Below are 22,332 nucleotides of genomic sequence, written 5' to 3' on the forward strand. Positions count from 1 at the left end.
GTGCCTGTCAGCTTCCGTCAGGTCAGCTTGCGTCAGGTCGGGTTCCGTCAGGTCTGGTCCGGTCCGGCCACCTTGATCTGGCTGTAGTCGGGGACCCCGGACGGGTTGAGGGAGACGCGGGAGAGGCGGGATGAGTAGCCGACGTTGCCGTTCTGGTACCACAGCGGGATCAACGGCATCTGCTGGGCGAGGATCTTCTCGGCCTCCTGAAAGGTTTCGACGGCCTTGGCGGTGTGTGATTCGGCGTTGGCCTGATTGATCAACTCGTCGAATCGCGCACTGTGGAAGTGGGTGTCGTTCGACCAGCCGCCGGAGTGGTACCTGGGCTGGAGGAAGCCTTGGATCAGCGGATAGGTCATCTGCCAGCCCGCGCTGAACGGCTCGGTCGCGGACTCGCTGGTGATCCGGTTGCGGAAGTCGGCGAACGTGCCGACCGGGTCACCGACGCACGCCAGATCGTTGTCGAGCACGCCGTTGATGCTGTTGCAGACGGCATCGACCCATACCTTGTTCGAGCCGACGTCGGCGTTGTACATGATCTTCATCTGCCCTCCGGGCAGTCCGCCGGCCTCCTGGATCAGTTTCCTGGCCTGCGACGGGTTGTACGTGCACACCGCGCCGCAGAGCCCCGGCTTGTAGCCGCCCTCGACGCCGAGTGCCGGTGAGGTCCAGTCGGTGGCCGGGGTGCGGGTCTTCCGGAACAACTGCGTCGCGATGGCGGAGCGGTCGATCGCCATCGCGATGCCGCGACGCAGTTCGGCGGATTTCGGCCCGTTCCACTTCGGGTGGTACAGCGGGAATGCGATGCTCCCGATGAGACCGACCGGCTGGTTGATATAGCGAGAGGAAAGGTCGCGCTTGACGCTCTTGAGCTCGCCGACCGGAATGTCGTCGACCAGGTCGAGAAGGCCGGTCCGGAGATCGGTGTACGCGGTGTCGGTGTCGGTGTAAACCCGCAGGTCAACGCCTTCGTTACGGGCCTTGTCCGGGCCTTGGTACCCCTTCCACCTGCGCAGTTTCATCAACGAACCCTTGTCGTACGACGTGATCTCGTACGGGCCGTTGCCGATGGGATTCCTCAGCCAGGCCGCGTGGTGGGTGAAAAAGGCCTTGGGCAGCGGGTAATACGCCCAGTAGCCAAGAGTGCCGGGCCAGGCGGAGAATTTCTGAGTGAGGCGGACCGTGAACGTGTAGTCATCCTTCACCACCAGCCCTGACATGGTTTTCGCGCGTGGGCCGCCGGAGCCGGAGCGCACCTCGTCGTATCCGTCGATGTGCGAGAAGAAGATTGCATTGGCCTGCTTGTTGGCCACCGATGCGCCGTAGTTCCAGGCGTCGACGAAAGAGTGCGCGGTAACCGGCTCGCCGTTGGAGAACTTCCAGCCCTTCTTGACCTTTACGGTGAAATTCCGCTGGTCGCCGGTGGTGATCGATTCCGCGATCCAGTTCTTCGCGGCGCCGGACTTGGGGTCGTACTTCTTGAGTCCGCGGAAAATCATGTCCAACGCCTTGCTGCCCCGCACTTCAATGGTGTTGGCCGGCTCCAGCGGATTCTGCGGATCGCCCCAGGAGGCCCGCACCACAGCGTCGGTGTCGGTGTCGCCACCGCAGGCGCCGGCGACCAAGGCGACCGCCGCCGCGCAGACCGCCCACTTCGCACTCATGGCTCCACGCATTCGACGCCTCTTTCCGTCCTCGTCGCGGCGCTGATCGACCTCACACTCAAGCCGTCCGGTCGAGCCCCGCCTCGCGACGCGGCTCTCCGTGTCGCGAAGTCCGCCCGATCGCACGATGATCGTCCGCCGCGCGGGAGCTGTGGCGCCGGCACCGCGGGCACGGTGCCGAGCGCGCCTGCGTCGTCCAGGCCCCGCACCCGGAGCTTCGACGGTCGCCGCATCCGTTGTTCACCGAAACGTCACCCAGACATTCCTCGGAATTAAAGAGGTCACGGCAGTGCATCCTTTTTCGACCCCCATTCGCGGCAGCCAAACGAGTTTCCTGAGGCAATCAAAACATCCGAAGGCACACCCGAGGCACACCCTGAACTGTGGAATGCAAGACGGCGGTGGGATTCGATTCTCCTGCGCAGAATTTGTCGCTCACGTGGCGACTTAACCGGACACCGGCTCACTGCGGCCGCCCGTCCGGTCGAACAATCCGGGGATCCGTAGCGGCCCCCTTGAACATCAGGAGGACACATGTCCCCCCACTCCCTTGTGCCTCGCCCGTCGGCAGGGCCGCGCGGTGTCACGGCCCGCGTCGGCGTACCCACCGCCCCGGACCTCAGACGCGGCCCCCGTGCCGACCGGATTCCCATGTTGCGCTGGCCCGAGCAGGCGCAGGAGCTCGAGGCGTACCGGCTCAGCAAGGTGCCCCGCTTGCTTCTGGTGTCGCCGGGCGCACGGCCGCCGGTGACCGTCGACCCCCTGGAGGACTGGGTCCGGGCGCCGGTGGACGAAAAGGATCTGCAGGCCCGCTGGGAGACGTTGCGGGCCAGGGCCCTGCCCCGCAATCCGGCGATCGACGCCCAGGACGTCCTGCACTACGCCGGGCGGCGCCTGCCGCTCACGGGGGCCGAGGCCGACGTCGTGCGTATGCTGCTCGACTCCTACCGAACGGTGGTGGGCCGGGACGAGCTGACCGCGAAGATCTGGCCCGACGGCGGCGAGACCCGACGCAACGCCCTCGACGTGCGGATCCTGCGTACCCGTCGGCGCCTGGCGCCCCTCGGACTGATCATCAAGACCGTGCGGAGCAGAGGCTATCTGCTCGATGCAGACCTCGACGGAGAAGCGGCATGAACGACGGCAGCAACCTCCCGGGCACAGATGGCGGCAACCTCCCGGCCATACACGGCAGCAGCCTCCCGGCCCTGGACGGCAGCAACCTCCCGGACACAGACGTCATGGCCGCGGGCCCGCACCGTGCCACGAGTGCCACCACCGGCTCGCCCGACGGCCGCCGCGACGACGGGACGCTGGCCCACCTGGCGCGCCGGAACGCCGAGTGCTGGCCGGCGGCGACGGCGGTGCGCTGGCGCGACGCCGACGGCGTGTGGTGCCGGCGGACGTACGCCGAAGCCTGGCGGGCGAGCGAGGAAACGGCCCGTGGGCTGATGGCACTCGGACTCGGGCCGGGGGACCGTGTGGCGGTACTGAGCACCCTGCGCCCCGAATGGACCTTCGCGCTGATGGGCGCCGCGGCATCGGGACTCGTCGTGGTGTCGCTGCTGCCGACGACCGTGCCGGAGGAGATCGAGCACGTCCTCAACGACTGCGGCGCGCGGGCGGTGTTGTGCGAGAACACGGCGCAGCTGGCCAAGGTGGAAGCGGCCTGGCCCCGCCTGCCGCACCTGCGGCGGGCCGTGCTGATCGATGCCCCCGACGTCGCCTCCGCACCGCTCGGGAACGAAGACCGTGAGCGATCCGCGCGGACCATGACCCTCGCGGGGCTTCGCGCACTGGGCGCACGCGAGGTCGCCGCGGAGGAGTTGAGGCGTCGTTCGGATTCCGTACGGGCCGAGGATCTGCTGCTCATCATCTACACCTCGGGCACCACCGGTCCGAAGAAGGGCTGCGCGCTGACGCACGGCAACTACGTCAGCGTCCTGCGCGCCCACCCGCAGCCGCCGCCCAAGCCCGACGCCGCGGCGGACCACAACAACGGAACGATCTTCGTCGTCACCGGACCGCACACCATCGCGATGCTGATGCAGGTGCTGGCGTGGTGGTCCCGCTACACCCTCGCCTATCGCCGTGGCGGCGGCACGGACCGCCTGGCCGACGAGGTCCGCGAGGCCAGGCCGCAGATCCTGCCGCTGGTTCCGCTCGCGCTGGAGCAGATCTACAGCGCGGTTCTCGCCTCCTGGCCGCAGGAGGACACCTCGGCGGTCATCGAGGCCGCGCGCACCGGTCTGGAGGTACGCGAGCGGCGCTCCCGTGGCGAGCGGATCCCTCCCCGCCTCCAGAGCTGGTTCGACGAAACGGACCGCACGCTGTTCGCGCAGGTCCGTGAGCACTTCGGCGGCGCTGTGCGCAGGGTGACGGTGTCCGGCGCCGCCGTGTCGCAGGACATCCTCGCCTTCTTCCTGGGATGCGGGGTTCCGGTCGTCGAGTGTTACGGAATGACGGAGACCGCCGCGGCCGCCACTTCCAATTCCCCCGACGACTACCGGCTGGGCACCGTCGGAAAGCCCTTGCCGGGCATCGACGTCGCCCTTGCCCCCGACGGTGAAGTACTGATCCGCGGCGCCAACGTCTTCCCCGGCTACTGGGGATACCACGAGGACGAGTTCGGCGCGGTGCGTGACGGCTGGCTGTACACCGGCGATCTGGGGGCCTTCGACGCCGACGGGTATCTGACCCTGACCGGCCGCAAGAAGGAACTGATCCAGCTCTCGCACGGCGTCGCGGTGACGCCCCACCCCCTCGAACGCGAGCTGCGCACCAGCCCGTTGGTGTCCAACGCCGTCACCTACGGCGAGGGCAAACCGCACCTCGTCGTCCTGCTGACGCTGGACGAACGACAGGCCCGGACATGGGCTGCCGAACGAGGGCTGCCCACCGACCTGCCCCGCCTGGTCGGCGAGCCGGAGCTGTTGCGCGAGCTGAACCAGGTGCTGGCGGACGCCAACGCGCGACTCCAGGAGTACTACCGCGCGCAGGCGTTCACGCTGCTGGAGCGTGATCTGTCCATGGACGAAGGTGAGTTGACCATCTCCATGAAGGTGGCACGCCCCGTCGTACACAAGCGCTTCCGGGACCGCTTCGAAGCGCTGTATGAGTGAACTGCGTGAGTGAACTGCATGAGTGAACTGTGTGAGGGAGCTGCATGAGCTCCTGACATACCGAACCGACCGGAGGCGAGAGATGACTCGCCTCCGGTCGGCTTGTGTGTCACACGTCGCCGGGCCGTGTGGTCAGTCGGTCAGGCCGAATCGTGTGTGCAGCCGCCGCAACCACCGGGGGCAGTACCAGGCGCGCTCGCCCAGCAGCCGGAGGAAAGCGGGCAGCAGCACGCCGCGGATGACCGTGGCGTCGACGAGGATCGCCAGACCGCTGCCGAGTCCGAACATCTGCATGAAGCTGACCGAACTCGTGGTGAAGGCCAGCAGGCTGACGGCGAGCAGTGCCGCCGCGGCGGACACGAGGGCTCCGGTGTGGGCGAGCCCCCGCGGTACCGCCTCCGCTGCCGGGAGCCCCTGGTCGTGCAGTTCCTTGATGCGGCCGAGCACGAACACCTCGTAGTCGGTGGAGAGGCCGAAGACCAGGCAGCACATCAGCAGGGTCATCGCCGTGTCCATCGGCATGGGGGTGAAGCCCAGCAGGGACGAGAAGTGCCCCTCCTGGAAGATCCATACGAGGGTGCCGAGGATCGCGCCGAGGCCGAGTGTGTTGAGCGCCAGTGCACGCAGCGGCTGGATCACACTGCCGGTGAACAGGAACAGCAGCAGGAAGGTGCTGACGGCGATCATCGCGATCACGAGCGGCAGCCGTTGCCGGATCGCCTGCTTGGTGTCCACCGCCTGAGCCGCCGCCCCGCCCACGAGAGCGGTGCTGTGACCGGGAGCTTCCACCGCACGGATCCGGCCCACCAACCGTTGCGCCGCCGCGGAGGCGGAGCTGTGACCGGTGCGTACGGTGAGGCGCCGCAGGTCGCCGGCCGGCTTCCGGGTGGTGGGGGAGGCCGCCGGCGAACCGGCCCTGGAGGGCGCGGTGCCCGGGTCGACGGAGGTCACGCCGGGCAGCTTCGAAAGCGTCCTGGCGTATCCGGCGACGCTCCTCGGGGAAGCCGACCCGGTCAGCACGATGTCGAGGGTGCCCGCACCGCTGAAGTGGGGGAAGTCCTTGTGCAGCGCGGTGGCCGCCGCTCTGCTGGGCGACGTCGTGGGCAGGACGCGTTCGTCGGGCAACCCGAACCGGGCGTCGAGCAGCGGCGCGGCGGCGAGCGCCAGCAGCACCGCGGCCGGCACGGCGGACAGGAAGGGGCGCCGGAAGACCGTCCGGGCGATCGTGTGCCAGGCACCGCCGGTGGCCGAGTGCCTCCCCGCGACCCGCGCGCCGCGCCGTCCCCGGGCCTTCGCCGACGCCACGCGGTGTCCGCACACGGTCAGCAGCGCGGGCGTGACGAAGAGGGCCGCCAGGGCTGCCGTCGCCACTACGCCGAGACCCGCGTAGGCGAAGGACCGGAGGAAGTAGAGCGGGAAGAGCAGCAGGGTGCTCAGCGCGGCGATGACCGTCGCGGCGGAGAACAGGATCGTCCGGCCGGCGGTGGCCACCGTATGGGCGACGGCCTCCGCGATGTCCTGGGTGGTGGCCATCCGTTCACGGAAGCGGCTGATCATCAGCAGCCCGTAGTCGATCGCGAGGCCGAGTCCCAGCGCCGTGGTGAGGTTGAGGGCGAAGACCGAGACGTCGGTGACGGCGGCGAGGACGCGCAGTTCGGCGAAGGTGCCGAGGATCGCCGCCCCGCCTATCGCCAGCGGGATCAGGGCGGGGACGAGCCCGCGGAACACGACGATGAGCAGGACCAGAGTGATCGGGACGGCGATGCCCTCGGCCAGCCCCAGGTCCTTGGCCACCTGCGTGGTGACGTCATGGTCGATGCCACGAGGGCCTCCGGCGAGCACCTTGACTTCCGGGCCGGCCGCCTTGCCCGCGACGTCCTCGGAGAGCAGCTCGGCGGCGCGCCGGGCGGCCTGCTCCTGGTCTTCGGCGAACCGGACGAGGACGAGCGCGCTCCGGCCGTCATGCGCCTTGAGCCGGTCGTCCGGTGTCCGCCAGTAGGAGACGACGTCCTCGACGCCCGGGTGGTGGGTGATCCGGTCGGTGAGGTTGCGGCCCGCGGCCCGCGCCGCCGGTGAGTCGACGCCGCCGTGCCGCGGGTGCACGAGGAACACGAGGCCGGTGGTGCCGCCGAACTCCGTGTCGAGGAGCTTGGCCGCCTTGCTCGACGGCGCGGCGGGGTCCTGGAACCCCCCGGCCTTGAGGTGGCCGAAGACGCTTGCGCCGACGCCCCCGGCCACGAGTGTGATCAGGCCGGCCACCACCAGAACGGTGCGCGCGCGGCGTGCGATGAGGGTTCCCAGTCGTCGTAGCATCCGGTGTCTCCAGGGTTCGGGGCGCGCCGGGCAGGTGGGCGACGGCGCTGTGGTGTTCTCGTCGGTGGTGGCACGCGGTGGCGCGTGGTGCCCGTGGTCAGGTCCGGCGGGCGGGACGTCGCGGACGTCGTCCGGCGGGTGTGGGGGCGTACGGGCGGTCGTCGACGCGCAGCGTGGCCCACATGACATGTGCGCCCGCGATGCGCGTGGAGCCCCAGGTGGTGGCCAGCGCGTCGACGATCGTCAGGCCGCGGCCCGATACGCCCAGCGAAGTACCCGAGCGTTCGCGGAAGCGTGGCGGGAGGCATGCCCCGCCCGTGCCGTGGTCGCCGACGAAGAGCTGGACGGCCTCGCTGCCGTCGTCGTGGACGACATGACGGAGGGTCAGCCGGACAGGTCCCGCGCCGTGCCGCACCGCGTTGGCGACCAGCTCGGAAGTGATGAGCGCGCAGTCCTCCGCCAGCGCGTCGCACCGTCGTTCCCGCACGAAGGACCTCACATGGCGGCGCGCCACGCCGGCGGAGATGTCGTTCGCGGTCAGATGCCAGGTGGTCGTGGAGTCGACCGTGCCGAGGTGACGGGGTCGCTCGGAGCAGTACATGGCTGCCTCCTCCATGGATCGACGGGCTGTTGGGCGTGGTTCAGCGGCAGCTGGAGGCTGGTCAGGGGCTTGTGGTGCACGGACAGCCGCGAGGACGTCCGGCGGCGCGGTGTCTTGGGCGTCTGGCGTGGCGCCCGCGGCGGGGGGATGTCGCCTGCCGGCCGTCTCCGGCGGACAGCTTTCGGCTGAGCAGGCAGCACAGCAGGAGGACGCCGATGGGCAGCAGCAGGGTGGTGCGCCAGGCGTCCACGAAGGCGTGCCGGAAGACCGTGTCGGCGAGGGCGTGGAAGCGGTCGGCCTGTGCGGGGTCCAGGCCGGTGGGCGCCGGTGGCCGGGCGATGCCGTCACCGGAGGCGTGCGCGAAGGCGTCGGTGAACACGGGGCGCAGCGGTGCGGGCAGTTCGGGTGCGGCGGCGCCGGCATGGGTGGGCAGTTCCGTGGCGAGCCGTGCGCGCAGCAGGGCGCCGACCGCCGCGCTGCCGAGCACGCCGCCGACCTGCCGGGCGGTGTTGAGCACCCCGGAAGCGCTGGCGGTGATGGCGGGGGCCAGGCCGCCCAGCGCGATCTTCGCCGCGGGGGCGAGGGTGCAGCCGATGCCGGCGTCGGCGACGAGCATGGCCGGAAGCAGCTGCCATGCGTTCATCCCGGGGCGTGCGCAGGCCGCGGTCAGCGCCAGCCCGGCGGCGTAGAGGAGCAGCCCGGTGACGAGCAGCGGCTTGGCACGGGGCCCGTTGCTCAACCGGCCCACGACCACGGCGACCAGGCCGACGGTGAACGCGGACGGCGCGGTGACCTGTGCGGCCGCCAGCGGGGTGTTCCCCAGGACGTTCTGGAGGTAGAGCAGGAGCGGCAGCGCGGTGCCGGTCACGGCGAAGTACACACCGGCGCCGACGGCCGTCGCCCGCACGAAGTCGCCTCGCCCGTACAGGGCGTGCGGCACCAGGGGTTCGTCGTGGTCGGTCCGCTGTTGGACGACGAAGGCGAGCAGCAGGGCCGCTCCGATGCCGAGCGGGAGCAGGGCGGTGGCGGACCCCGTGAGCTCCCCGGTCGCCGGTTGCCGGAACTCCAGCAGGCCGTAGCAGAGCGCCGCCAGGCCGCAGGTCGCCAGGAGGGTGCCCGTGACGTCCCAGCGGTGCCGGACGCGGGGGCGGTGATCGGGCACCACCACGGCCGCGAGGACCAGCGCTACCAGCCCCACCGGCACATTCACCAGGAAGATCCACTCCCAGCCCGCCACGGCGACCAGGGCACCGCCGGCAAGCGGGCCCGCCACCGCGGACAGCCCGATCACCCCGCTCCAGACGCCGAACGCGGTGCCCCGCCGCTCCGGGGGGAACAGCACCGCGATGAAGGCGCTGGTCTGCGGCGTCAGCAGAGCGGCCCCCAGCCCCTGTACCGCGCGCAGCGCCGTCAACTGGCCGGCGGTGTCACACACTCCGCACAGCCCGGAGGCCACGGTGAAGATCAGCAGACCGGTCAGATACATCCGCTTGGGGCCGAAGCGGTCGCCGAGACGGCCGGCGGTGATCAGGAAGACGGCACAGGCCAGGACGTAGGAGTTCACCACCCACAGCGCTTCGCCGAGACCGGCGTCGAGATCGCCGAGCATGGCCGGGATGGCCGCGTTGACCATCGTGGTGTCCATGATGATCAGGAAGAATCCGCTGCACAGCACGGCCAGGACGCACCACGGCCGGTCGGAGCCGCGAAGTGTGCGGGACATCGGGATCACCTCCTCTCCTGTGGCGTCGCCGGCGCCGGTGCTGTCGGGCGGTTCGGGCTATCGGGCGGTGTAGCCGCCGTCGACGACGAGTTCGGCGCCGGTGATGTAGGAGGCGGCCCGGGACGCCAGGAAGTCCACCGCGGCGGCCACCTCTTCGGGCCGGGCGCTGCGGCCCATCGGGGTCGCGTCGATGACGCGGTCGATGAACGGCCCCGGTGCCCGCGCGGTCATCGGTGTGTCGACCATGCCGGGGTAGACCGCGTTCACCCGGATACCGCTCGGGGCCAGTTCGATGGCCGCGGCGGTGGTCATGGCGCGCACCGCGCCCTTGGCGGCGTGGTAGGCGAAGGACGCACCCGAGCCGACGAGTCCGTAGATGGAGGCGACGTTGACGATGGCGCCGCCGCCCGCCGCGCGCATGCACGGCGCGGCCGCCTTCATACCGAGGAACGTGCCGCTCTGACAGACCGTCACCACCCGTGCCCACTCCTGCGGCCCGACGGTCTCCAGCGGGCTGTAGCCCAGCACCCCGGCGCAGTTGACCAGTACGGTCAGCCGACCGAAGCGGCGGCGGGCCAACCGGGTCACGGCCTCCCACGACCCCGGATCGGTGACGTCCAGTGCGCATCCCACCGCACGGCCGGCCTTCCCGCTGTTGTTGAGCTCGCGGGCGGCCCGTTGGCAGGCCGCGCCGTCGAGGTCGGTCAGCACCACCCCCATGCCCCGTTCCATGAGGTGCTCGGTGATCGCGCGGCCGATGCCGCCGAGCGCCCCCGTGACGACGGCCACCTGGCCTCCGGTGTCCGTCATGTCTCGGCGCTCCGGGTGGGGAACCAGGCGAGCGCCGCGGCGTAGCCCCTGGCATGGGTCAGCGAAATCCCGGGACGGGGACGGCGCAGGCTCCGCAGGTGCCGTTCCGGGGCGCCCTGGAGCGCCATCGTGGGTGCGGCGCCCGGCGTACGGCGTACTTCCATCGCCTGCCACATATGGCGGTCCACCGGGCATCCCAGCAGCCGCGCCACCGCCTCCTTCGCGGCCTTCCGCGCGGCGAGATGTTCCTGGCCGCGCCGGAAGCCACGGCTGAAGGCCAGCTCCGCGGGGGTGAGCCAGTCGCTCCACAGCGGGTCGTGCGGCTCCGGCGCCTGTGTCGGAACGACCAGTGCCAGCGCCCAGGACGGCGTGTCCATCAGCTGTCCTCCGGTGTGCGGGGCGGGCACGGTGCGGGCCGGAACGGCGCCAGGACGACGGCGACGATTTCGCCGACGGTGGGCCACTCGGTCCACAGCCGGGCGGCGGCGAACTCCGTTGCCGGGGCTGCGGTCACCGGGACCGCGGCGGCGGCCCCGGTGACCGGGGGCGGAATATCCATCACGCCACCTCCCCCGTCGTCTCCGCCGCCGGCTGGTCGCCGTCGTACGGCGCGAGGACCAAGGAGGCATAGGTTCCGCCCCAGTTGGCCGCCGTGATCAGACACGGCCCGCCGGTCTCGGGCACCGGCCGCAGGTAGTCGGCGACCGTCCCTTGCGGATCGTCGGGCGCGGGGGTGTCGGGGCTCCACCCGGTGCGCACGGTTTCGGTGGCGCAGACCACCGACATCAGCGAGGTGGTGCTGTGCACGTGCCCGACGTAGGGGCTGAGGTTGCTGAGCCGGACGCGTCCCGGCTCCCAGACCCTGGCGACCGCCCGGACCTCGGCGAGGTCGATGGCGGAGGTGCCGCGTGCGTCACCGTAGACGGTGCCGATGTCGTCCGCCGTCATGCCGGCGTCGTCGAGGGCGCGGTGGAAGCTCTCAGCCCAGGCCCGCCCGGAGGTGTCGTTGCCGGCGACACGGTACGCGTCCGAGGTGAGCGCATGCCCCTTGATCTCGGCGAGGATCGTGGCACCCCGGGCGAGCGCATGATCGAGCGACTCCACGACCAGGGCCGTGCTGCCCGCGCCCAGGACGGTGCCGCTGGAAGCCCTGTCGTAGGGGCGGATGGTGTCGTCGGAGAGCAGCCCCATGCGGTCGAAGCCGCAGTGCAGCAGGGGGGTGAGCTCATCGGCGCTGACCGCGAGCATGGCATCGGCCTCCCCGCGGCGCACCAGGTCGGCGGCGTACGCCAGGCCGCTGAGCCCGGAGGCACAGCCGGTGGCCAGGGTGGAGAGCGGGCCGCGGATCTGCAGCGCGAGACAGGCGTGGCCGGCTGCCGCGTTCATCACCGAGTTGGGGAACAGCCGCGGGTTGACCCGGTGGGGGCCCTGGGTTCCGATGGTCTCGCTGAGCTGGGCGACGGTCTGCACCGGACCGCTGAAGGTGCCGAAGATCATGCCCACCCGTTCCGAGTTGGCCTTGGTGATGCGCAGTCCGGCGTCGCGCAGCGCCAGACGGCTGGCCGCGAGGGTGAGCAGTCCGATCTGGTCGAGGCGGCGTGCGTACGCCGGGTCGACCTGGCGGCGGCATTCGGAGCTGTCGATCTCGGCCACCTGCCGGGTCCGGGAGAGGGCGAGGTCGGTCAGCCGGGCCGGGCCGACCGCGCTGGTGCCCGCTCTGAGCGCGTCCACCAGCGCCTGCCGCCCGCTGCCCAGCGCGGTGACCGGTCCGGCTCCGGTGATCACCACACGGTGGTCCGGAACGGCCGCCGGCGGAACCGGGTTGCGGCCCAGCACCAAGGAGCAGTTGTTCCCGCCGAAGGCGAAGGAGTTGGAGACGATCACGTCCAGCGCCTGCGCCCGTGCCTGGTTGGCCACGATGTCCCACGGCGCGTCGGCCCGCTCGTCGACGTTGATGGTCGGCGGGATGATCCCGTCGCGCAGCGCCAGGACACAGGTCGCCGCCTCCATGGCGCCGGCCGCCCCCAGCATGTGTCCGACCTGGGACTTGGTGCTGCTCATCGGCGTCGACGGGGAGTCCGCGAAGAGGTCGGCCACCGCCTTGGTCTCGGCCTTGTCGTTGGTCGGGGTGCCGGTCCCGTGGCCGTTGACGTAGTCGACCCGGTCCGGTGTGAGCGAGGCCTGCGCGAGCCCGCGGCGGATCGCCCTGGAGGCGCCGCTGCCCGCCGGGTCGGGGGCGGTGGCATGGTAGGCGTCGCTGGTCAGTGCGTACCCGAGGACATAGCTGAGGATGGGTGCCCGACGGCTACGGGCGACGGACTCCGCCTCCAGCACCAGAAATGCCGCTCCCTCGCCGAGATTCAGGCCGGTGCTGCGGGAGTAGGGCGCGCAGGGCTCGGAGTCGAGGGCGTTGAGGCTGTCGAATCCGGCGAGGGAGAGGATGTCCAGCACATCGACCCCGCCGGCGACCATGACGTCGGCCCGTCCCTCACGGATGGCGTCCACCGCGTATCCGATGGAATTGGCCCCGGCGGCACAGGCGTTGGAGATCACCACCTTGGGGCCCTGAAGCTGGAAGGCCACACTGATCGCGTCCGCCGAGGTGTAGAGCGGATAGCTCGTCAGGAGCCCGCGCCGGCCGGCCGTCGGGCCCCCTTCGAGGAGGTCCCAGTGGAAGCGCTCCCCCTGGTCCAGGCCGCCGACGGAGGTGCCGACGGCCACGCCCACCCGGTACGGGTCGAAGTCGGCCGGGACCAGCCGGGCGCTGCCGATGGCCTCCTCCGCGGCGGCCAGGGCGAGACGGGTCGCACGGTCCGGGCGGCTCCCGGTCCGGCGGGTGGGGGCGGGGTCGGACTCCAGCTCGCCGGAGTACTGGCAGCTGAGCGTCGAGACATCGAGCCGCCTGGTCTTGCCGATTCCGCTCGCGCCGTCGCACACCGCCCGCCATACCTGCGGTACGCCGTTGCCGAGGGCGCAGCTGATGCCGATTCCGGTGACGGCGACGCTGTCGTTCCGCCGCTTGTTGGGACGCATGGTGATCTCCTGTTCGCTGCCTGGCGGCCGTGGAGGGTGGGGGGAGGGACGGGTGGGGCGTGACTCAGCCGAGAGGCAGCCCGAGGCTGGTCGCCGTCAGGAAGGGGGCGGAGATGGTGCGCACCGCGGTGCCGCCGCCGGCGAGCCGGAAGTCCTGGCCGGAGGCCGCCACGCCGCCGTCGACGACGGCCGTGCCGATGAAGCGGTCCAGCGTGGGCGACCACACGCAGTGCGTCACGACTCCCACCTCGGCGTCGCCGGCCTCGATGGCGGTTCCCTGCGGCGGTGCGGTCTCCAGGGCGGCGTCCGCCACCCAGCACACCGGGGACCGGCGCGGCTGCCTGCGGGATTCCTCCAGTGCGTCCAGGCCGGCGAAGTCCTGGCCGGCGTCGAGCATCCACTGCAGACCCACGTCGAAGGGGGTGACCGGTCCGCCGGTGTGCTCGCGTTCGAGGTTGGCGAAGCGGACCTCCATCCGGCAGATGTCCAGCGCGTCCTTGCCGCACTCGACGGCCCCCAGCTCCAGGAGTTCGGCGCGCAGCCGGGACGCGTCGCCCGACGGGACGATGAACTTGTAGCCGTACTCGCCGGTGATGCCGGTGCGCGAAAGGGTCACCGTGCCGCCGCCCCACTCGACGGCGGCACAGCTGCGGTAGGCCAGGGACGCGATGGGGAAGTCGAGGTACTTCTGCGCGATCTGGAAGGAGGAAGGGCCTTCCACGGCGAGTACCGCGTACTGCGCGCCGGCGTCCTCGACGGTGACCTCCGCGAACGCGGTCGCGGCCGCGAGCAGATGAGCGACGGCCTCGGCGGCCTGGGCCGGCCAGATCTCCACGAGGTAGTCGGTGCCGCGGCAGTGGACGATCGCCTCGGCGATGATGGTGCCGTCCTCGCGCAGCAGCAGGGACGAGGTGCTCTGGCCTTCGAGGAGGAAGTCCACGCTGCGCGTCCCGACCCGGCCGAGATAGGCGGTGGCCTGGGGGCCGGACACGGTGACCAGGCCCGCGCCGTCATAGCCGATCAGGCCGACGTGGTGACGCAGGGCCGAGTATTCCTCGTCGGTGGTGGTGTAGCTGGTCTTCATCGTTCCTCCGTGGGTGGTGCAGCGGGTGCTGCGGTGTGGATGTGTGCGTAGGTCGGGGCCGGGGCCTGGCCGATGGGTCAGGGTCGGAAAGGCCCTACGGCTGGTCGAGTTCGGTGACGGCGAGGCGGGCGGTCATGACCAGTTCCCGGCCGACCGATGCCTGGCCGTTGACCGAGATCAGCCCGCCCAGTCGCGGGCCGCTCTGGGCCCGGAAGACGACCTGGTCCCCGGGGAAGACGGGTTTCATGAACTTGGCCTGGCGGATCTCGGCGAGATAGCCGACCCGGTCGGCGACGTCCGCCACCAGGTCACCGGTGGACGACTGCGCGGCGGCGCTGCCGTAGATGACCGCGGCGAGCTGTGCGACGCATTCGACGAGCAGGACGCCGGGGTACAGCATGCGGCCGGGGAAGTGGCCGGCCAGCACGCCGTCGGAGGCCGTGACGTTCTTGAGGGCCTCGGCACTCGCGCCGGGTTCCAGCGCGGTGATGCGGTCCAGGAGGAAGAACGGATGACGGTGCGGCAGCAGCCGGGCGATCTCGTCGGCGGTCAGGACCGCGCGCGCAGGTGCGGAGAGCGGCTGGCCGGTCATGCGCGGGCACCTTCGATGTGGTCGACCAGCCGGTTCAGCGACAGCAGGCTCTGGGTGTCGTCGTCGGTGACGGTGACACCGAAGGTGTCCTCGACCGCCATCGCCAGTTCCAGCGTGTCGATGGAGTCCAGCTCCAGACCGCGGCCGAACAACGGCTGGTCGTCCCCGATGGCCTGCGGGTCGACGTCCAACGAGAGTCGGTCGACGAGCAGTTGCTTGACCTGCGAGCAGAGATCCTGCCGTGCCGTCGCCCGGCGGGTCGCCTCGTCGAGTGTCATCACCATGGTGTGTCTCCTTGTTCGTGAGTGGGGGAGTGGTCGGGGGCCGTGGCGGACGCCACGGGCCGGGGGTCAGCTGATGAGGCCGCCGTCGACGACGACCGAGGTGCCGGTGACGTAGGCCGCCGCGTCGCTGAGCAGGAACCGCACGACAGAGGCGACCTCCTCGGGCTGTCCGATACGGCCGAGCGGCACATGCCGCAGGTTCTCCGTCAGGCGGTCGGACGGCATCTGACGGGTCATCGAGGTGTCGATGAACCCGGGGACCACGCAGTTCACACGGACCCCGTAGGTACCCAGTTCCTTCGCGAGCACCTTCGTCAGCGCGACACCACCCGCCTTGGCGGCCGCGTAGTTGGCCTGGCCCGCCGGCGGGTTCAGCGCACTCGTCGAGCTGACGGTGACGATGGCGCCCGCGCGCCGCCGGGCCATCAGCCGGGCCGCGGCCCGCATGCACAGGAAGGCGCCGGTGAGATTGGTGTCGATGACCTTGCGCCACTTGGCCTCGCCCATCATCAGCGCATAGCCGTCGTCGGTGATGCCGGCGTTGTTGACGAACGCGTCGAGCTGCCCGTGATCGTCCCGGATCTGCCGGAACATGCGCTCCACGTCGGCCGGGTCGGCGACATCGGCCCGGAGCAGCTGGGCGTCGGCCCGTATCTCCCGCACCTGTTCCAGGGCCTCGCGGGCCTGTTCCGGCTTGCCGCGGTGGTTCATCAGCACGGTCGCGCCGCAGCGGGCAAGCTCCGCGGCCACCGCCAGTCCGATGCCCTTGGTGGCACCGGTGACCAGCGCGGTACGCCCTTGAAGATCGCTCACGTCGTAGTCCTTTGTTCGAGGTCGGTCACGACCGGACGAACCCCGCCGTCCGGGCCCGGGAGGGCGTCCGCGGGGGCCGCCCGGCGCAGCGCCTCCCAGGTGGTCAGATGCCGGGCGCCGCGGGCCATCTCCCGGCCGAGGCCGCCCAGCACCCGGCCGGGACCCGCCTCGACGTAGGTGTCGGCGCCCAGTTCGCCGAGGCTCCGCATGGCATCGCTCCACCGCACCGGCGAGATCACCTGCGCCAGCAGGTCACCGCGGTACGCGTCGATGTCCGTGACCTGCCGGCCGGTGGCGCTGGAGACGAACGGGATGCGCGGGGCGTCGAGCGGGACGCCGGCCAGCCGGTCCCCGAGGCGTTCGTGGGCGGCGTTCATCAGCGGCGAGTGGTAGGCGCCACCGACGGGCAGCCGGCGGGCGCGCAGCGCCCCGGCGCCGGTCGCCGCGTCGACGACCCGCTCGATCGCGGGCACGGTGCCGGCCACCACCAGCTGGCGGGGCGAGTTCCAGTTGGCGACGACCGCGACGTCCGTCCCGGCGGTGGCCTGCCGGCACAGTGCCCGCACAGCCTGCGCCGAGAGTCCGACGATGGCCGCCATGCCGCCCGGCCGGCCGCGGGCCGCGGCCGCCATCGCCCTGCCGCGGCAGGCGACGAGCGACAGCGCGGTGTCCTGGTCGAGGCTGCCGCAGGCCACCAGCGCGGTGTACTCGCCCAGGCTGTGCCCGGCGACCGCGGACGGCCGCCAGCCCGCCTCCCGGAGCCGCTCCAGCGCGGCCAGTGACCAGACCAGGACGAGTACTTGGGCGATCTCGGGATCGGCGAGGGTTTCCGCGTCGGCGCAGGTCATCAGCTCGGCCACGGGCACTTTGGTGATGTCCTCGGCCCGGAGGGCGAGAGCGCGGGCCCGCGGACCCAGCCGGGCCAGCTCATGGCCCATCCCGGGAAACTGGCTGCCCTGCCCGGGGAAGACGAATGCGGTCGCCGCGGTCATGACGCCGCGTCCGAGGTGCGGACCGCCGCCCAGGCGAGGGCCATACGGTCCACGAGCGGGACGCAGTCGCCGATGACTTCCATCCGCTCGGCCTCGAACCGGTGGGCCAAGGGACCGTCGAGACGCACCGTCCAGGGGCCCCGGCCCCAGCCGTCGTCCGGGATTCCGACGCTGATGTCCGCCAGCCGCGCGCCGGGCGGCAGCCCGCCGGCCATCTTGACGACGCTCTCCTTCACACCGAAGAGGTGGCCGAGGACGTCGGCGGCGGACCGGTCGTCCGTGGCCCACTCCCGTGCGGTCCGGCGTTCCTCCGCCGTGAAATACCGCTGCGCCAGGGAATCCCCGCAGCGTTCCACGGCGCGTTCCCAGCGGCACAGGTCCACCAGGTCCACACCGGCCGAATGAAGGTGTTCCGGAATTCTCCGGGCTGCGTTGGGAATCTGCATGGCTTGATCTCCGCCACTTCACCGAGAAGGTGAGGAAAAGAGGATGAAGGGCCGGCCGAAGCCGGACCCGGAAGGCGCATCACATTTCGCGGAGTCCTTCGGGTGAGAAGAACGTAAAAGTGCATCCGTCATCGCGTCAACAGGAGAGAAAGATAGTGGTCAGGCGCCCGCGGAGCGGCGGAAAGACATCGAGGCGGGAGAGCAAGTTTTGAAAGAAACCGGCAACATTCGGCTCCCTTGATTGACTCGTTTCAAGCCGCATTCCTAGGGTTTCGCACATCCAGGCGGCCCTTGTGGGACCCCTGAGGGCACCGGAGTTCCTGCCGGTAGCGCCCGCCTGCCATCGCGAGAGGATCGACGAACAATGCCACGTCTCGTGCAGTCCGCGACGAACATCGTGCGCGACGTCAGCGTAGAGGCCACGACCCGTGTCCGCTGGGGGGAATGCGATCTGCAGGGGCACGCCTACTACGGAAGTTACATTCCCTGGTTTGACCTCGGCCGGGAGAAGTACGCGCTCGACATAGGGGCCGACTACCGGAAGTACCAGATCGCGACCACCGACCTTCAGGTCCGCTACCACGGCGCGGCCAAGTACCTCGACGACCTCGTCATCAAGACCTGGGCGGCCACTCCCAGAACACTCACCTACTACTACGAGATCTACCGGAAGAACGGTGGCCAGCTCATTGCGGAGGCCCGGACCGTCCATGCGTTCGTGGACGCCGAGACCGGCACGCTGACCAAAATTCCGGAAGAGATGCACCAGGCGTTTGTCGAATTTCTGGAGAGTCGCCGGAAAGAAAAGGGAAAGCCCGCCGGAAATTCGTCCGGGGCGGGCCCTGCCGCTTCCGGAACCTGACACTTCCGCTCGTCCGACACTTCCGTTCGTCCGACCTGAAGACCTGGAGAGATTTCATGAAGGCTGATGCGCTCGACCGCCTCCGCGGGACGCTGCTCGGCGAGGTGCTGGGACCGCGGGACGCCGGCTACGACACCGCGCGCCGCGTCTACAACGCCATGATCGACAAGCGGCCCGCGGTCGTCGCCAAGTGCCTGGGAACCGCGGACGTCGTCCACGCGGTCCGCTTCGCCCGCGAGGAGGGGCTGCCGATCGCCGTGCGCGGCGGCGGACACAGCGTCGCGGGCCACGGCACCTGCGATGACGGCATCGTGATCGACCTCTCCCTCATGCGGGGCGTCCATGTCGACCCGGTGCGCCGCACCGTCCGGGTGCAGGGCGGGGCGCTGCTGGGTGACGTGGACCGGGAAACCCAGCTGCACGGCCTCGCGATTCCCACGGGCCAGATGTCGGAGACCGGAATAGCCGGGCTCACCCTGAACGGCGGCGTCGGCATGATGCTCCACAAACACGGCTTGACCTGTGACAATCTGCTGTCGGCCGACATGGTCACGGTCGACGGGGAGCTGGTGACGGCGAGCGCCGACAGCCGTCCGGAACTGTTCTGGGCGCTGCGCGGAGGCGGCGGCAACTTCGGTGTGGTCACCTCCTTCGAATTCCGCGCACACCCGGTCGGACCGATGATGCTGGCCGGATTCCTGGCGCACCCGGTCGAACGTGCCGAGGAAGTCCTGGAATTCCTGCGGGACTTCAACGCCACCAGCCCGGCGCATCTGAGCGCGGACGCCGTATTCACCCATGCCCCGGAAGCGGATTTCGTCCCCGCCGAGTTCCAGGGAATGCCCCTGGTCAATCTGCTCGTGCGGTATTTCGGGCCGATGGAGGAGGCTTGGGAGGCCGTGCGGCCGCTGCGGGAGTTCGGCCCCCCGCTCTACGACAGCATGGGCCCCATGCCGCTGGTGGCCGTGCAGTCGATGCTCGACCCGTTCACCCCCGCCGGCAATCTGCACTATTGGACCAGTGAGTTCGTGCCGTGCCTGGGAGTCGAACAGATCGACGCCCTCGCCGCCCTCGGCAGAGACCTCCCTTCGTCACTCACCAGCATCAATGTCCACCCCTTCGACACGGCCGCCACCGAAGTCCCGCCGGACGCCACCGCGTTCGCGCATCGTCAGGACAGCTGGCTGATCCATGTGATCTGCCAGTGGCTGGACGAGGCCGATTCCGAACGGTGCCGCGCCTGGGTGAAAGAGGCGGGTGCGCTCCTCAAGACATTCGGCCTCGGAAACACGTACCTGAACACCACGTCCGAGGACGAGGAGACGGACCGGGTACGCGCCTTCTGGGACGAGCGACGCCTGGCCCGACTGGCAAAGGTCAAGGCGGAATACGACCCGGACAACGTGCTGCGGTTCAATCACAACATTCCTCCCGCCACGGGCGAGTCCGCTGTGGGAGAGCGCGCTACCGAAGAGCCCGCGTCATGAACCGGCCGGCCTTCGCCCGGCGATCCCGGCACGCCCCCCATGTGGTGATCATCGGAGCCGGCGTGAGCGGGCTGGGACTGGCCATCGCCCTCAAGCGGGCCGGCCACCACCACATCACCATCGTCGAAAAGGGCGACGACATCGGCGGCGTCTGGCGGGACAACACCTATCCCGGCGCGGCCTGCGACATCCCCGCCCACCTGTACTCGTACTCGTTCGAGCCGCACGACTGGTCGCAGCGCTACGCCGGACAGCGGGAGATCCTGGATTATCTGCGCGGCTGCGCGGACAAGCACCACCTGGACGGGCACCTGCGGCTGGGTACCGAGATCAGCTCCGCACACTTCGACGAGAGCGCGGGACGCTGGCGACTGCACACGCAGACCGGTGAAACCCTCGAAGCCGACGTCCTGGTCCCGGCCTGCGGCCAGCTGAACCGTCCGTCCTACCCCCGAATACCGGGCACCGACCGCTTCTCCGGGCACGCCTTCCACTCGTCCCGCTGGGATCACACCCACGACCTCACCGGCCGCAGCGTCGCGGTGATCGGAACCGGCGCCAGCGCCATCCAGATCGTGCCCCAAGTCGCCAAGCAGGCCGCCCATTTGACGGTATTTCAGCGATCGGCGACGTACGTCGTGCCCCGCTGGGACCGCAGCTATCCCCGGCGCGAAGGCGGTCTCGCCCGGCTCGCCCGCAAGGCGGCCCGACTCGGCTGGTGGTCGTTCAACGAGCTGGCCGTGCCCGGTCTGACCCGCCGCTGGCCGATCAGCCGCCTGACCTCCTACGGCTGCGCCGTCCAACTGGACAAACAGGTCCACGACCCCGCCACCCGTGCCCAACTCACACCACGGGACGAGGTCGGGTGCAAGCGGATCGGGGTCTCCAGCGAGTACTACCCCGCCTTCAACGCGCCCCACGTCGAGCTGGTCACCGACCCCATCGCGGAGATCACCGAACGCGGCGTCCGCACCGAGGCCGGGGCGGAACACCGGGTCGACACCCTCATCTACGCCACCGGCTTCACCGCCACCGACTTCCTGTCGTCCCTGCGCATCACCGGCAGCGAAGGCCGCGACCTGGCCGACGTCTGGGAGGACGGCGCACGGGCCTACCTCGGGATGACCGTCCCCGGCTTCCCCAACATGTTCCTGCTCTACGGCCCGCACACCAACGTCGGCGCCGGCTCGGTCGTCTACATGGTCGAAAGCCAGATCCGCTACGTCCTCGACGCGCTGCGCATCCTCTCCCGCGGAAAGCGACGACGACTCGACGTCCGGCCGCGGGCCGAGGAGACGTTCACCGCGGAGATGCGCGGGCGCCTGCCGCGCACCGTGTGGTCGACGTGCCGCAACTGGTACCGCGGCGCGGGCCGGTACGTCACCACCAACTGGCCGGGCCAGACCACGGAGTACCGCCGTCGCACCCGGCGGGTGAACCTCGCGCACTACCAGCCCGATCCTCCCGCCGCCCCGGGCCCCGCACAGCCGTGACACCGGCCACCGCACCGGAGCCGGCCCCTTCTCGAAGACCCTCACACCCCGCAGGAGTTGCCGTGTCGTTGCACCCGGAAGCCGCCGCCTTCCTCGACCGCCTGGCAGAGCAGCGGATGCCGCCCTTCGAGCAGGTGGACGTACCCACCGTCCGCGAGCTGATGAGCGGCCTGCGGCAGGCCCAGGGACCGGCCGAACCGGTGGAGTCGATCACCGAGACCCACGTTCCAGGGCCGGCCGGACCGCTGCCCGTCCGTGTGTACCGGCCTTCCAGGCGCCCCGGGCCGTGCCCGCTGCTGGTGTTCTTCCACGGCGGCGGCTGGGTCGCCGGGGACCTGGAACTGGTCGACAAGCCGCTGCGGAGCCTGGCCAACACCAGTGGCGCCGTGGTGGCCAGCGTCGAATACCGGCGGGCACCGGAGACCCGGTTCCCGGGACCCGCCGACGACGCGTACGCGGCCATCGGCGCCCTGGCGGCGCGGGCCGAGGAGTTCGGGGCGGACGCCGGGCGGCTGGTGGTCGCGGGGGAGAGCGCGGGAGGAAATCTGGCCGCGGCGGCCGGCCTGATGGCCAGGGACCGCGGCGGCCCGGCCATCGACCTGCTCATCCTGATCTGCCCCAGCCTGGCACCCGCGGACGGCTCCCCGTTCGCCTCCTACGACCAGTACGCCGAGGGCTTCCTCAACACCCGCGCCGCGATGGCCCACTTCTGGGACCTCTACCTCCCCACACCGGAGGCGGCGACCGACCCCTACGCCGCCCCGCTGCTCGCCGACGACCTCGGCGGCCTCCCGCCCACGGTGATCCTCACCGCCGAATGCGATCCGCTGCGCGACGAAGCCGAGGAGTACGGCCGGCGGCTACGGGGCGCCGGCGTACCCGCCGTGACCCGGCGTTACGACGGCGCGCTGCACGTCTTCTTCCTGCTCCCCGGATTCACCGCCGCACGGCAAGCGAGGGACGACATCACCCGCGCACTGCGCACCCATTTCCGCGACTAGCGACTAGCGACT

The 22,332-nt window shown here is 70.6% G+C and carries 20 protein-coding genes; 6 read left to right on the forward strand and 14 right to left on the reverse strand.

All coding sequences use genetic code 11. From position 1 onward, the window contains the following. Positions 1–47: 47 nt before the first annotated feature. On the reverse strand, positions 48–1,676 hold the full coding sequence (locus tag FCH28_RS03790; protein ID WP_136738175.1) for a peptide ABC transporter substrate-binding protein: 1,629 nt from the start codon (positions 1,674–1,676) through the stop codon (positions 48–50). Positions 1,677–2,315: 639 nt separating this feature from the next. On the opposite strand from FCH28_RS03790, the gene FCH28_RS03795 reads away from it, so the two are divergent. Then, positions 2,316–2,801, forward strand: a complete 486-nt coding sequence (locus FCH28_RS03795; protein ID WP_169314034.1) for a winged helix-turn-helix domain-containing protein — start codon at positions 2,316–2,318, stop codon at positions 2,799–2,801. Beyond that, positions 2,798–4,786, forward strand: a complete 1,989-nt coding sequence (locus FCH28_RS03800) for an AMP-dependent synthetase/ligase (RefSeq protein WP_136738177.1) — start codon at positions 2,798–2,800, stop codon at positions 4,784–4,786. Before FCH28_RS03795 ends, FCH28_RS03800 begins: the two co-directional genes overlap by 4 nt. A gap of 132 nt (positions 4,787–4,918) precedes the next feature. Here the strand turns inward: FCH28_RS03800 and FCH28_RS03805 are convergent, their stop codons facing one another. The 13 genes from FCH28_RS03805 to FCH28_RS03865 all read right to left on the reverse strand — a co-directional run bounded on the left by FCH28_RS03805 (position 4,919) and on the right by FCH28_RS03865 (position 17,477). After that, positions 4,919–7,099, reverse strand: a complete 2,181-nt coding sequence (locus tag FCH28_RS03805) for an MMPL family transporter (protein ID WP_136738178.1) — start codon at positions 7,097–7,099, stop codon at positions 4,919–4,921. Positions 7,100–7,196: 97 nt separating this feature from the next. Then, complete coding sequence (locus FCH28_RS37890) at positions 7,197–7,700, reverse strand: ATP-binding protein (RefSeq protein WP_169314035.1); 504 nt, start codon at positions 7,698–7,700, stop codon at positions 7,197–7,199. 61 nt (positions 7,701–7,761) lie between these two features. Next, positions 7,762–9,423, reverse strand: a complete 1,662-nt coding sequence (locus FCH28_RS03815) for a DHA2 family efflux MFS transporter permease subunit (RefSeq protein WP_136738180.1) — start codon at positions 9,421–9,423, stop codon at positions 7,762–7,764. Between the two features lie 57 nt (positions 9,424–9,480). Next, positions 9,481–10,233, reverse strand: coding sequence for an SDR family NAD(P)-dependent oxidoreductase (locus FCH28_RS03820; RefSeq protein WP_136738181.1), 753 nt, complete (start codon positions 10,231–10,233; stop codon positions 9,481–9,483). Further along, the gene (locus tag FCH28_RS03825; protein WP_136738182.1) at positions 10,230–10,610 is read right to left on the reverse strand and encodes a holo-ACP synthase; all 381 of its coding nucleotides are present in this window, start codon (positions 10,608–10,610) and stop codon (positions 10,230–10,232) included. Before FCH28_RS03825 ends, FCH28_RS03820 begins: the two co-directional genes overlap by 4 nt. Continuing rightward, a complete protein-coding gene (locus FCH28_RS03830) occupies positions 10,610–10,792 on the reverse strand; it encodes a hypothetical protein (protein WP_136738183.1) in 183 nt (60 codons plus the stop codon). The genes FCH28_RS03825 and FCH28_RS03830 overlap by 1 nt, the downstream gene beginning before the upstream one ends. Then, positions 10,792–13,266: a beta-ketoacyl-[acyl-carrier-protein] synthase family protein gene (locus FCH28_RS03835; RefSeq protein ID WP_136738184.1), complete on the reverse strand. Its 2,475-nt coding sequence runs from the start codon at positions 13,264–13,266 to the stop codon at positions 10,792–10,794. Before FCH28_RS03835 ends, FCH28_RS03830 begins: the two co-directional genes overlap by 1 nt. 64 nt (positions 13,267–13,330) lie before the next feature. Next, positions 13,331–14,350, reverse strand: coding sequence for a glycine cleavage T C-terminal barrel domain-containing protein (locus tag FCH28_RS03840; protein ID WP_136738185.1), 1,020 nt, complete (start codon positions 14,348–14,350; stop codon positions 13,331–13,333). A gap of 94 nt (positions 14,351–14,444) precedes the next feature. Next, positions 14,445–14,942, reverse strand: a complete 498-nt coding sequence (fabZ, locus tag FCH28_RS03845) for a 3-hydroxyacyl-ACP dehydratase FabZ (protein ID WP_136738186.1) — start codon at positions 14,940–14,942, stop codon at positions 14,445–14,447. Continuing rightward, positions 14,939–15,226 carry an acyl carrier protein gene (locus tag FCH28_RS03850; RefSeq protein WP_136738187.1) on the reverse strand — a complete coding sequence of 96 codons (288 nt, stop codon included), beginning with the start codon at positions 15,224–15,226 and terminating at the stop codon, positions 14,939–14,941. Before FCH28_RS03850 ends, fabZ begins: the two co-directional genes overlap by 4 nt. A 66-nt stretch (positions 15,227–15,292) precedes the next feature. Beyond that, entirely contained in the window at positions 15,293–16,039 is a 747-nt protein-coding gene (locus FCH28_RS03855; RefSeq protein ID WP_136738188.1) for an SDR family NAD(P)-dependent oxidoreductase, read from the reverse strand. Next, positions 16,036–17,031 carry an ACP S-malonyltransferase gene (locus FCH28_RS03860; RefSeq protein WP_136738189.1) on the reverse strand — a complete coding sequence of 332 codons (996 nt, stop codon included), beginning with the start codon at positions 17,029–17,031 and terminating at the stop codon, positions 16,036–16,038. Before FCH28_RS03860 ends, FCH28_RS03855 begins: the two co-directional genes overlap by 4 nt. Next, complete coding sequence (locus FCH28_RS03865; protein ID WP_136738190.1) at positions 17,028–17,477, reverse strand: 4'-phosphopantetheinyl transferase superfamily protein; 450 nt, start codon at positions 17,475–17,477, stop codon at positions 17,028–17,030. The genes FCH28_RS03860 and FCH28_RS03865 overlap by 4 nt, the downstream gene beginning before the upstream one ends. A gap of 364 nt (positions 17,478–17,841) precedes the next feature. Between FCH28_RS03865 and FCH28_RS03870 the strand changes: the two genes are divergently transcribed. The 4 genes from FCH28_RS03870 (at position 17,842) to FCH28_RS03885 (ending at position 22,320) form a co-directional block, all read left to right on the forward strand. Next, positions 17,842–18,339 carry an acyl-CoA thioesterase gene (locus tag FCH28_RS03870; RefSeq protein WP_136738191.1) on the forward strand — a complete coding sequence of 166 codons (498 nt, stop codon included), beginning with the start codon at positions 17,842–17,844 and terminating at the stop codon, positions 18,337–18,339. A gap of 56 nt (positions 18,340–18,395) precedes the next feature. After that, positions 18,396–19,826 (forward strand): FAD-binding oxidoreductase, encoded by a 1,431-nt coding sequence (locus FCH28_RS03875; RefSeq protein WP_136738192.1) that lies wholly within the window; start codon positions 18,396–18,398, stop codon positions 19,824–19,826. Next, positions 19,823–21,319 carry a flavin-containing monooxygenase gene (locus tag FCH28_RS03880; protein ID WP_136738193.1) on the forward strand — a complete coding sequence of 499 codons (1,497 nt, stop codon included), beginning with the start codon at positions 19,823–19,825 and terminating at the stop codon, positions 21,317–21,319. The genes FCH28_RS03875 and FCH28_RS03880 overlap by 4 nt, the downstream gene beginning before the upstream one ends. 62 nt (positions 21,320–21,381) lie before the next feature. Beyond that, entirely contained in the window at positions 21,382–22,320 is a 939-nt protein-coding gene (locus FCH28_RS03885) for an alpha/beta hydrolase (RefSeq protein WP_136738194.1), read from the forward strand. Positions 22,321–22,332: the final 12 nt, after the last annotated feature.

The organism is Streptomyces piniterrae (genome assembly GCF_005048155.1).
Classification (GTDB): domain Bacteria; phylum Actinomycetota; class Actinomycetes; order Streptomycetales; family Streptomycetaceae; genus Streptomyces; species Streptomyces piniterrae.

Excerpts from the sequence above, each read along its gene's own strand:
- FCH28_RS03790 (WP_136738175.1), bottom strand. The coding sequence starts at position 1,676 with ATGCGTGGAGCCATGAGTGCGAAGTGGGCGGTCTGCGCGGCGGCGGTC.
- FCH28_RS03795 (WP_169314034.1), top strand. The coding sequence starts at position 2,316 with ATGTTGCGCTGGCCCGAGCAGGCGCAGGAGCTCGAGGCGTACCGGCTC.
- FCH28_RS03800 (WP_136738177.1), top strand. The coding sequence starts at position 2,798 with ATGAACGACGGCAGCAACCTCCCGGGCACAGATGGCGGCAACCTCCCG.
- FCH28_RS03805 (WP_136738178.1), bottom strand. The coding sequence starts at position 7,099 with ATGCTACGACGACTGGGAACCCTCATCGCACGCCGCGCGCGCACCGTT.
- FCH28_RS37890 (WP_169314035.1), bottom strand. The coding sequence starts at position 7,700 with ATGTACTGCTCCGAGCGACCCCGTCACCTCGGCACGGTCGACTCCACG.
- FCH28_RS03815 (WP_136738180.1), bottom strand. The coding sequence starts at position 9,423 with ATGTCCCGCACACTTCGCGGCTCCGACCGGCCGTGGTGCGTCCTGGCC.
- FCH28_RS03820 (WP_136738181.1), bottom strand. The coding sequence starts at position 10,233 with ATGACGGACACCGGAGGCCAGGTGGCCGTCGTCACGGGGGCGCTCGGC.
- FCH28_RS03825 (WP_136738182.1), bottom strand. The coding sequence starts at position 10,610 with ATGGACACGCCGTCCTGGGCGCTGGCACTGGTCGTTCCGACACAGGCG.
- FCH28_RS03830 (WP_136738183.1), bottom strand. The coding sequence starts at position 10,792 with ATGGATATTCCGCCCCCGGTCACCGGGGCCGCCGCCGCGGTCCCGGTG.
- FCH28_RS03835 (WP_136738184.1), bottom strand. The coding sequence starts at position 13,266 with ATGCGTCCCAACAAGCGGCGGAACGACAGCGTCGCCGTCACCGGAATC.
- FCH28_RS03840 (WP_136738185.1), bottom strand. The coding sequence starts at position 14,350 with ATGAAGACCAGCTACACCACCACCGACGAGGAATACTCGGCCCTGCGT.
- fabZ (WP_136738186.1), bottom strand. The coding sequence starts at position 14,942 with ATGACCGGCCAGCCGCTCTCCGCACCTGCGCGCGCGGTCCTGACCGCC.
- FCH28_RS03850 (WP_136738187.1), bottom strand. The coding sequence starts at position 15,226 with ATGGTGATGACACTCGACGAGGCGACCCGCCGGGCGACGGCACGGCAG.
- FCH28_RS03860 (WP_136738189.1), bottom strand. The coding sequence starts at position 17,031 with ATGACCGCGGCGACCGCATTCGTCTTCCCCGGGCAGGGCAGCCAGTTT.
- FCH28_RS03865 (WP_136738190.1), bottom strand. The coding sequence starts at position 17,477 with ATGCAGATTCCCAACGCAGCCCGGAGAATTCCGGAACACCTTCATTCG.
- FCH28_RS03870 (WP_136738191.1), top strand. The coding sequence starts at position 17,842 with ATGCCACGTCTCGTGCAGTCCGCGACGAACATCGTGCGCGACGTCAGC.
- FCH28_RS03875 (WP_136738192.1), top strand. The coding sequence starts at position 18,396 with ATGAAGGCTGATGCGCTCGACCGCCTCCGCGGGACGCTGCTCGGCGAG.
- FCH28_RS03880 (WP_136738193.1), top strand. The coding sequence starts at position 19,823 with ATGAACCGGCCGGCCTTCGCCCGGCGATCCCGGCACGCCCCCCATGTG.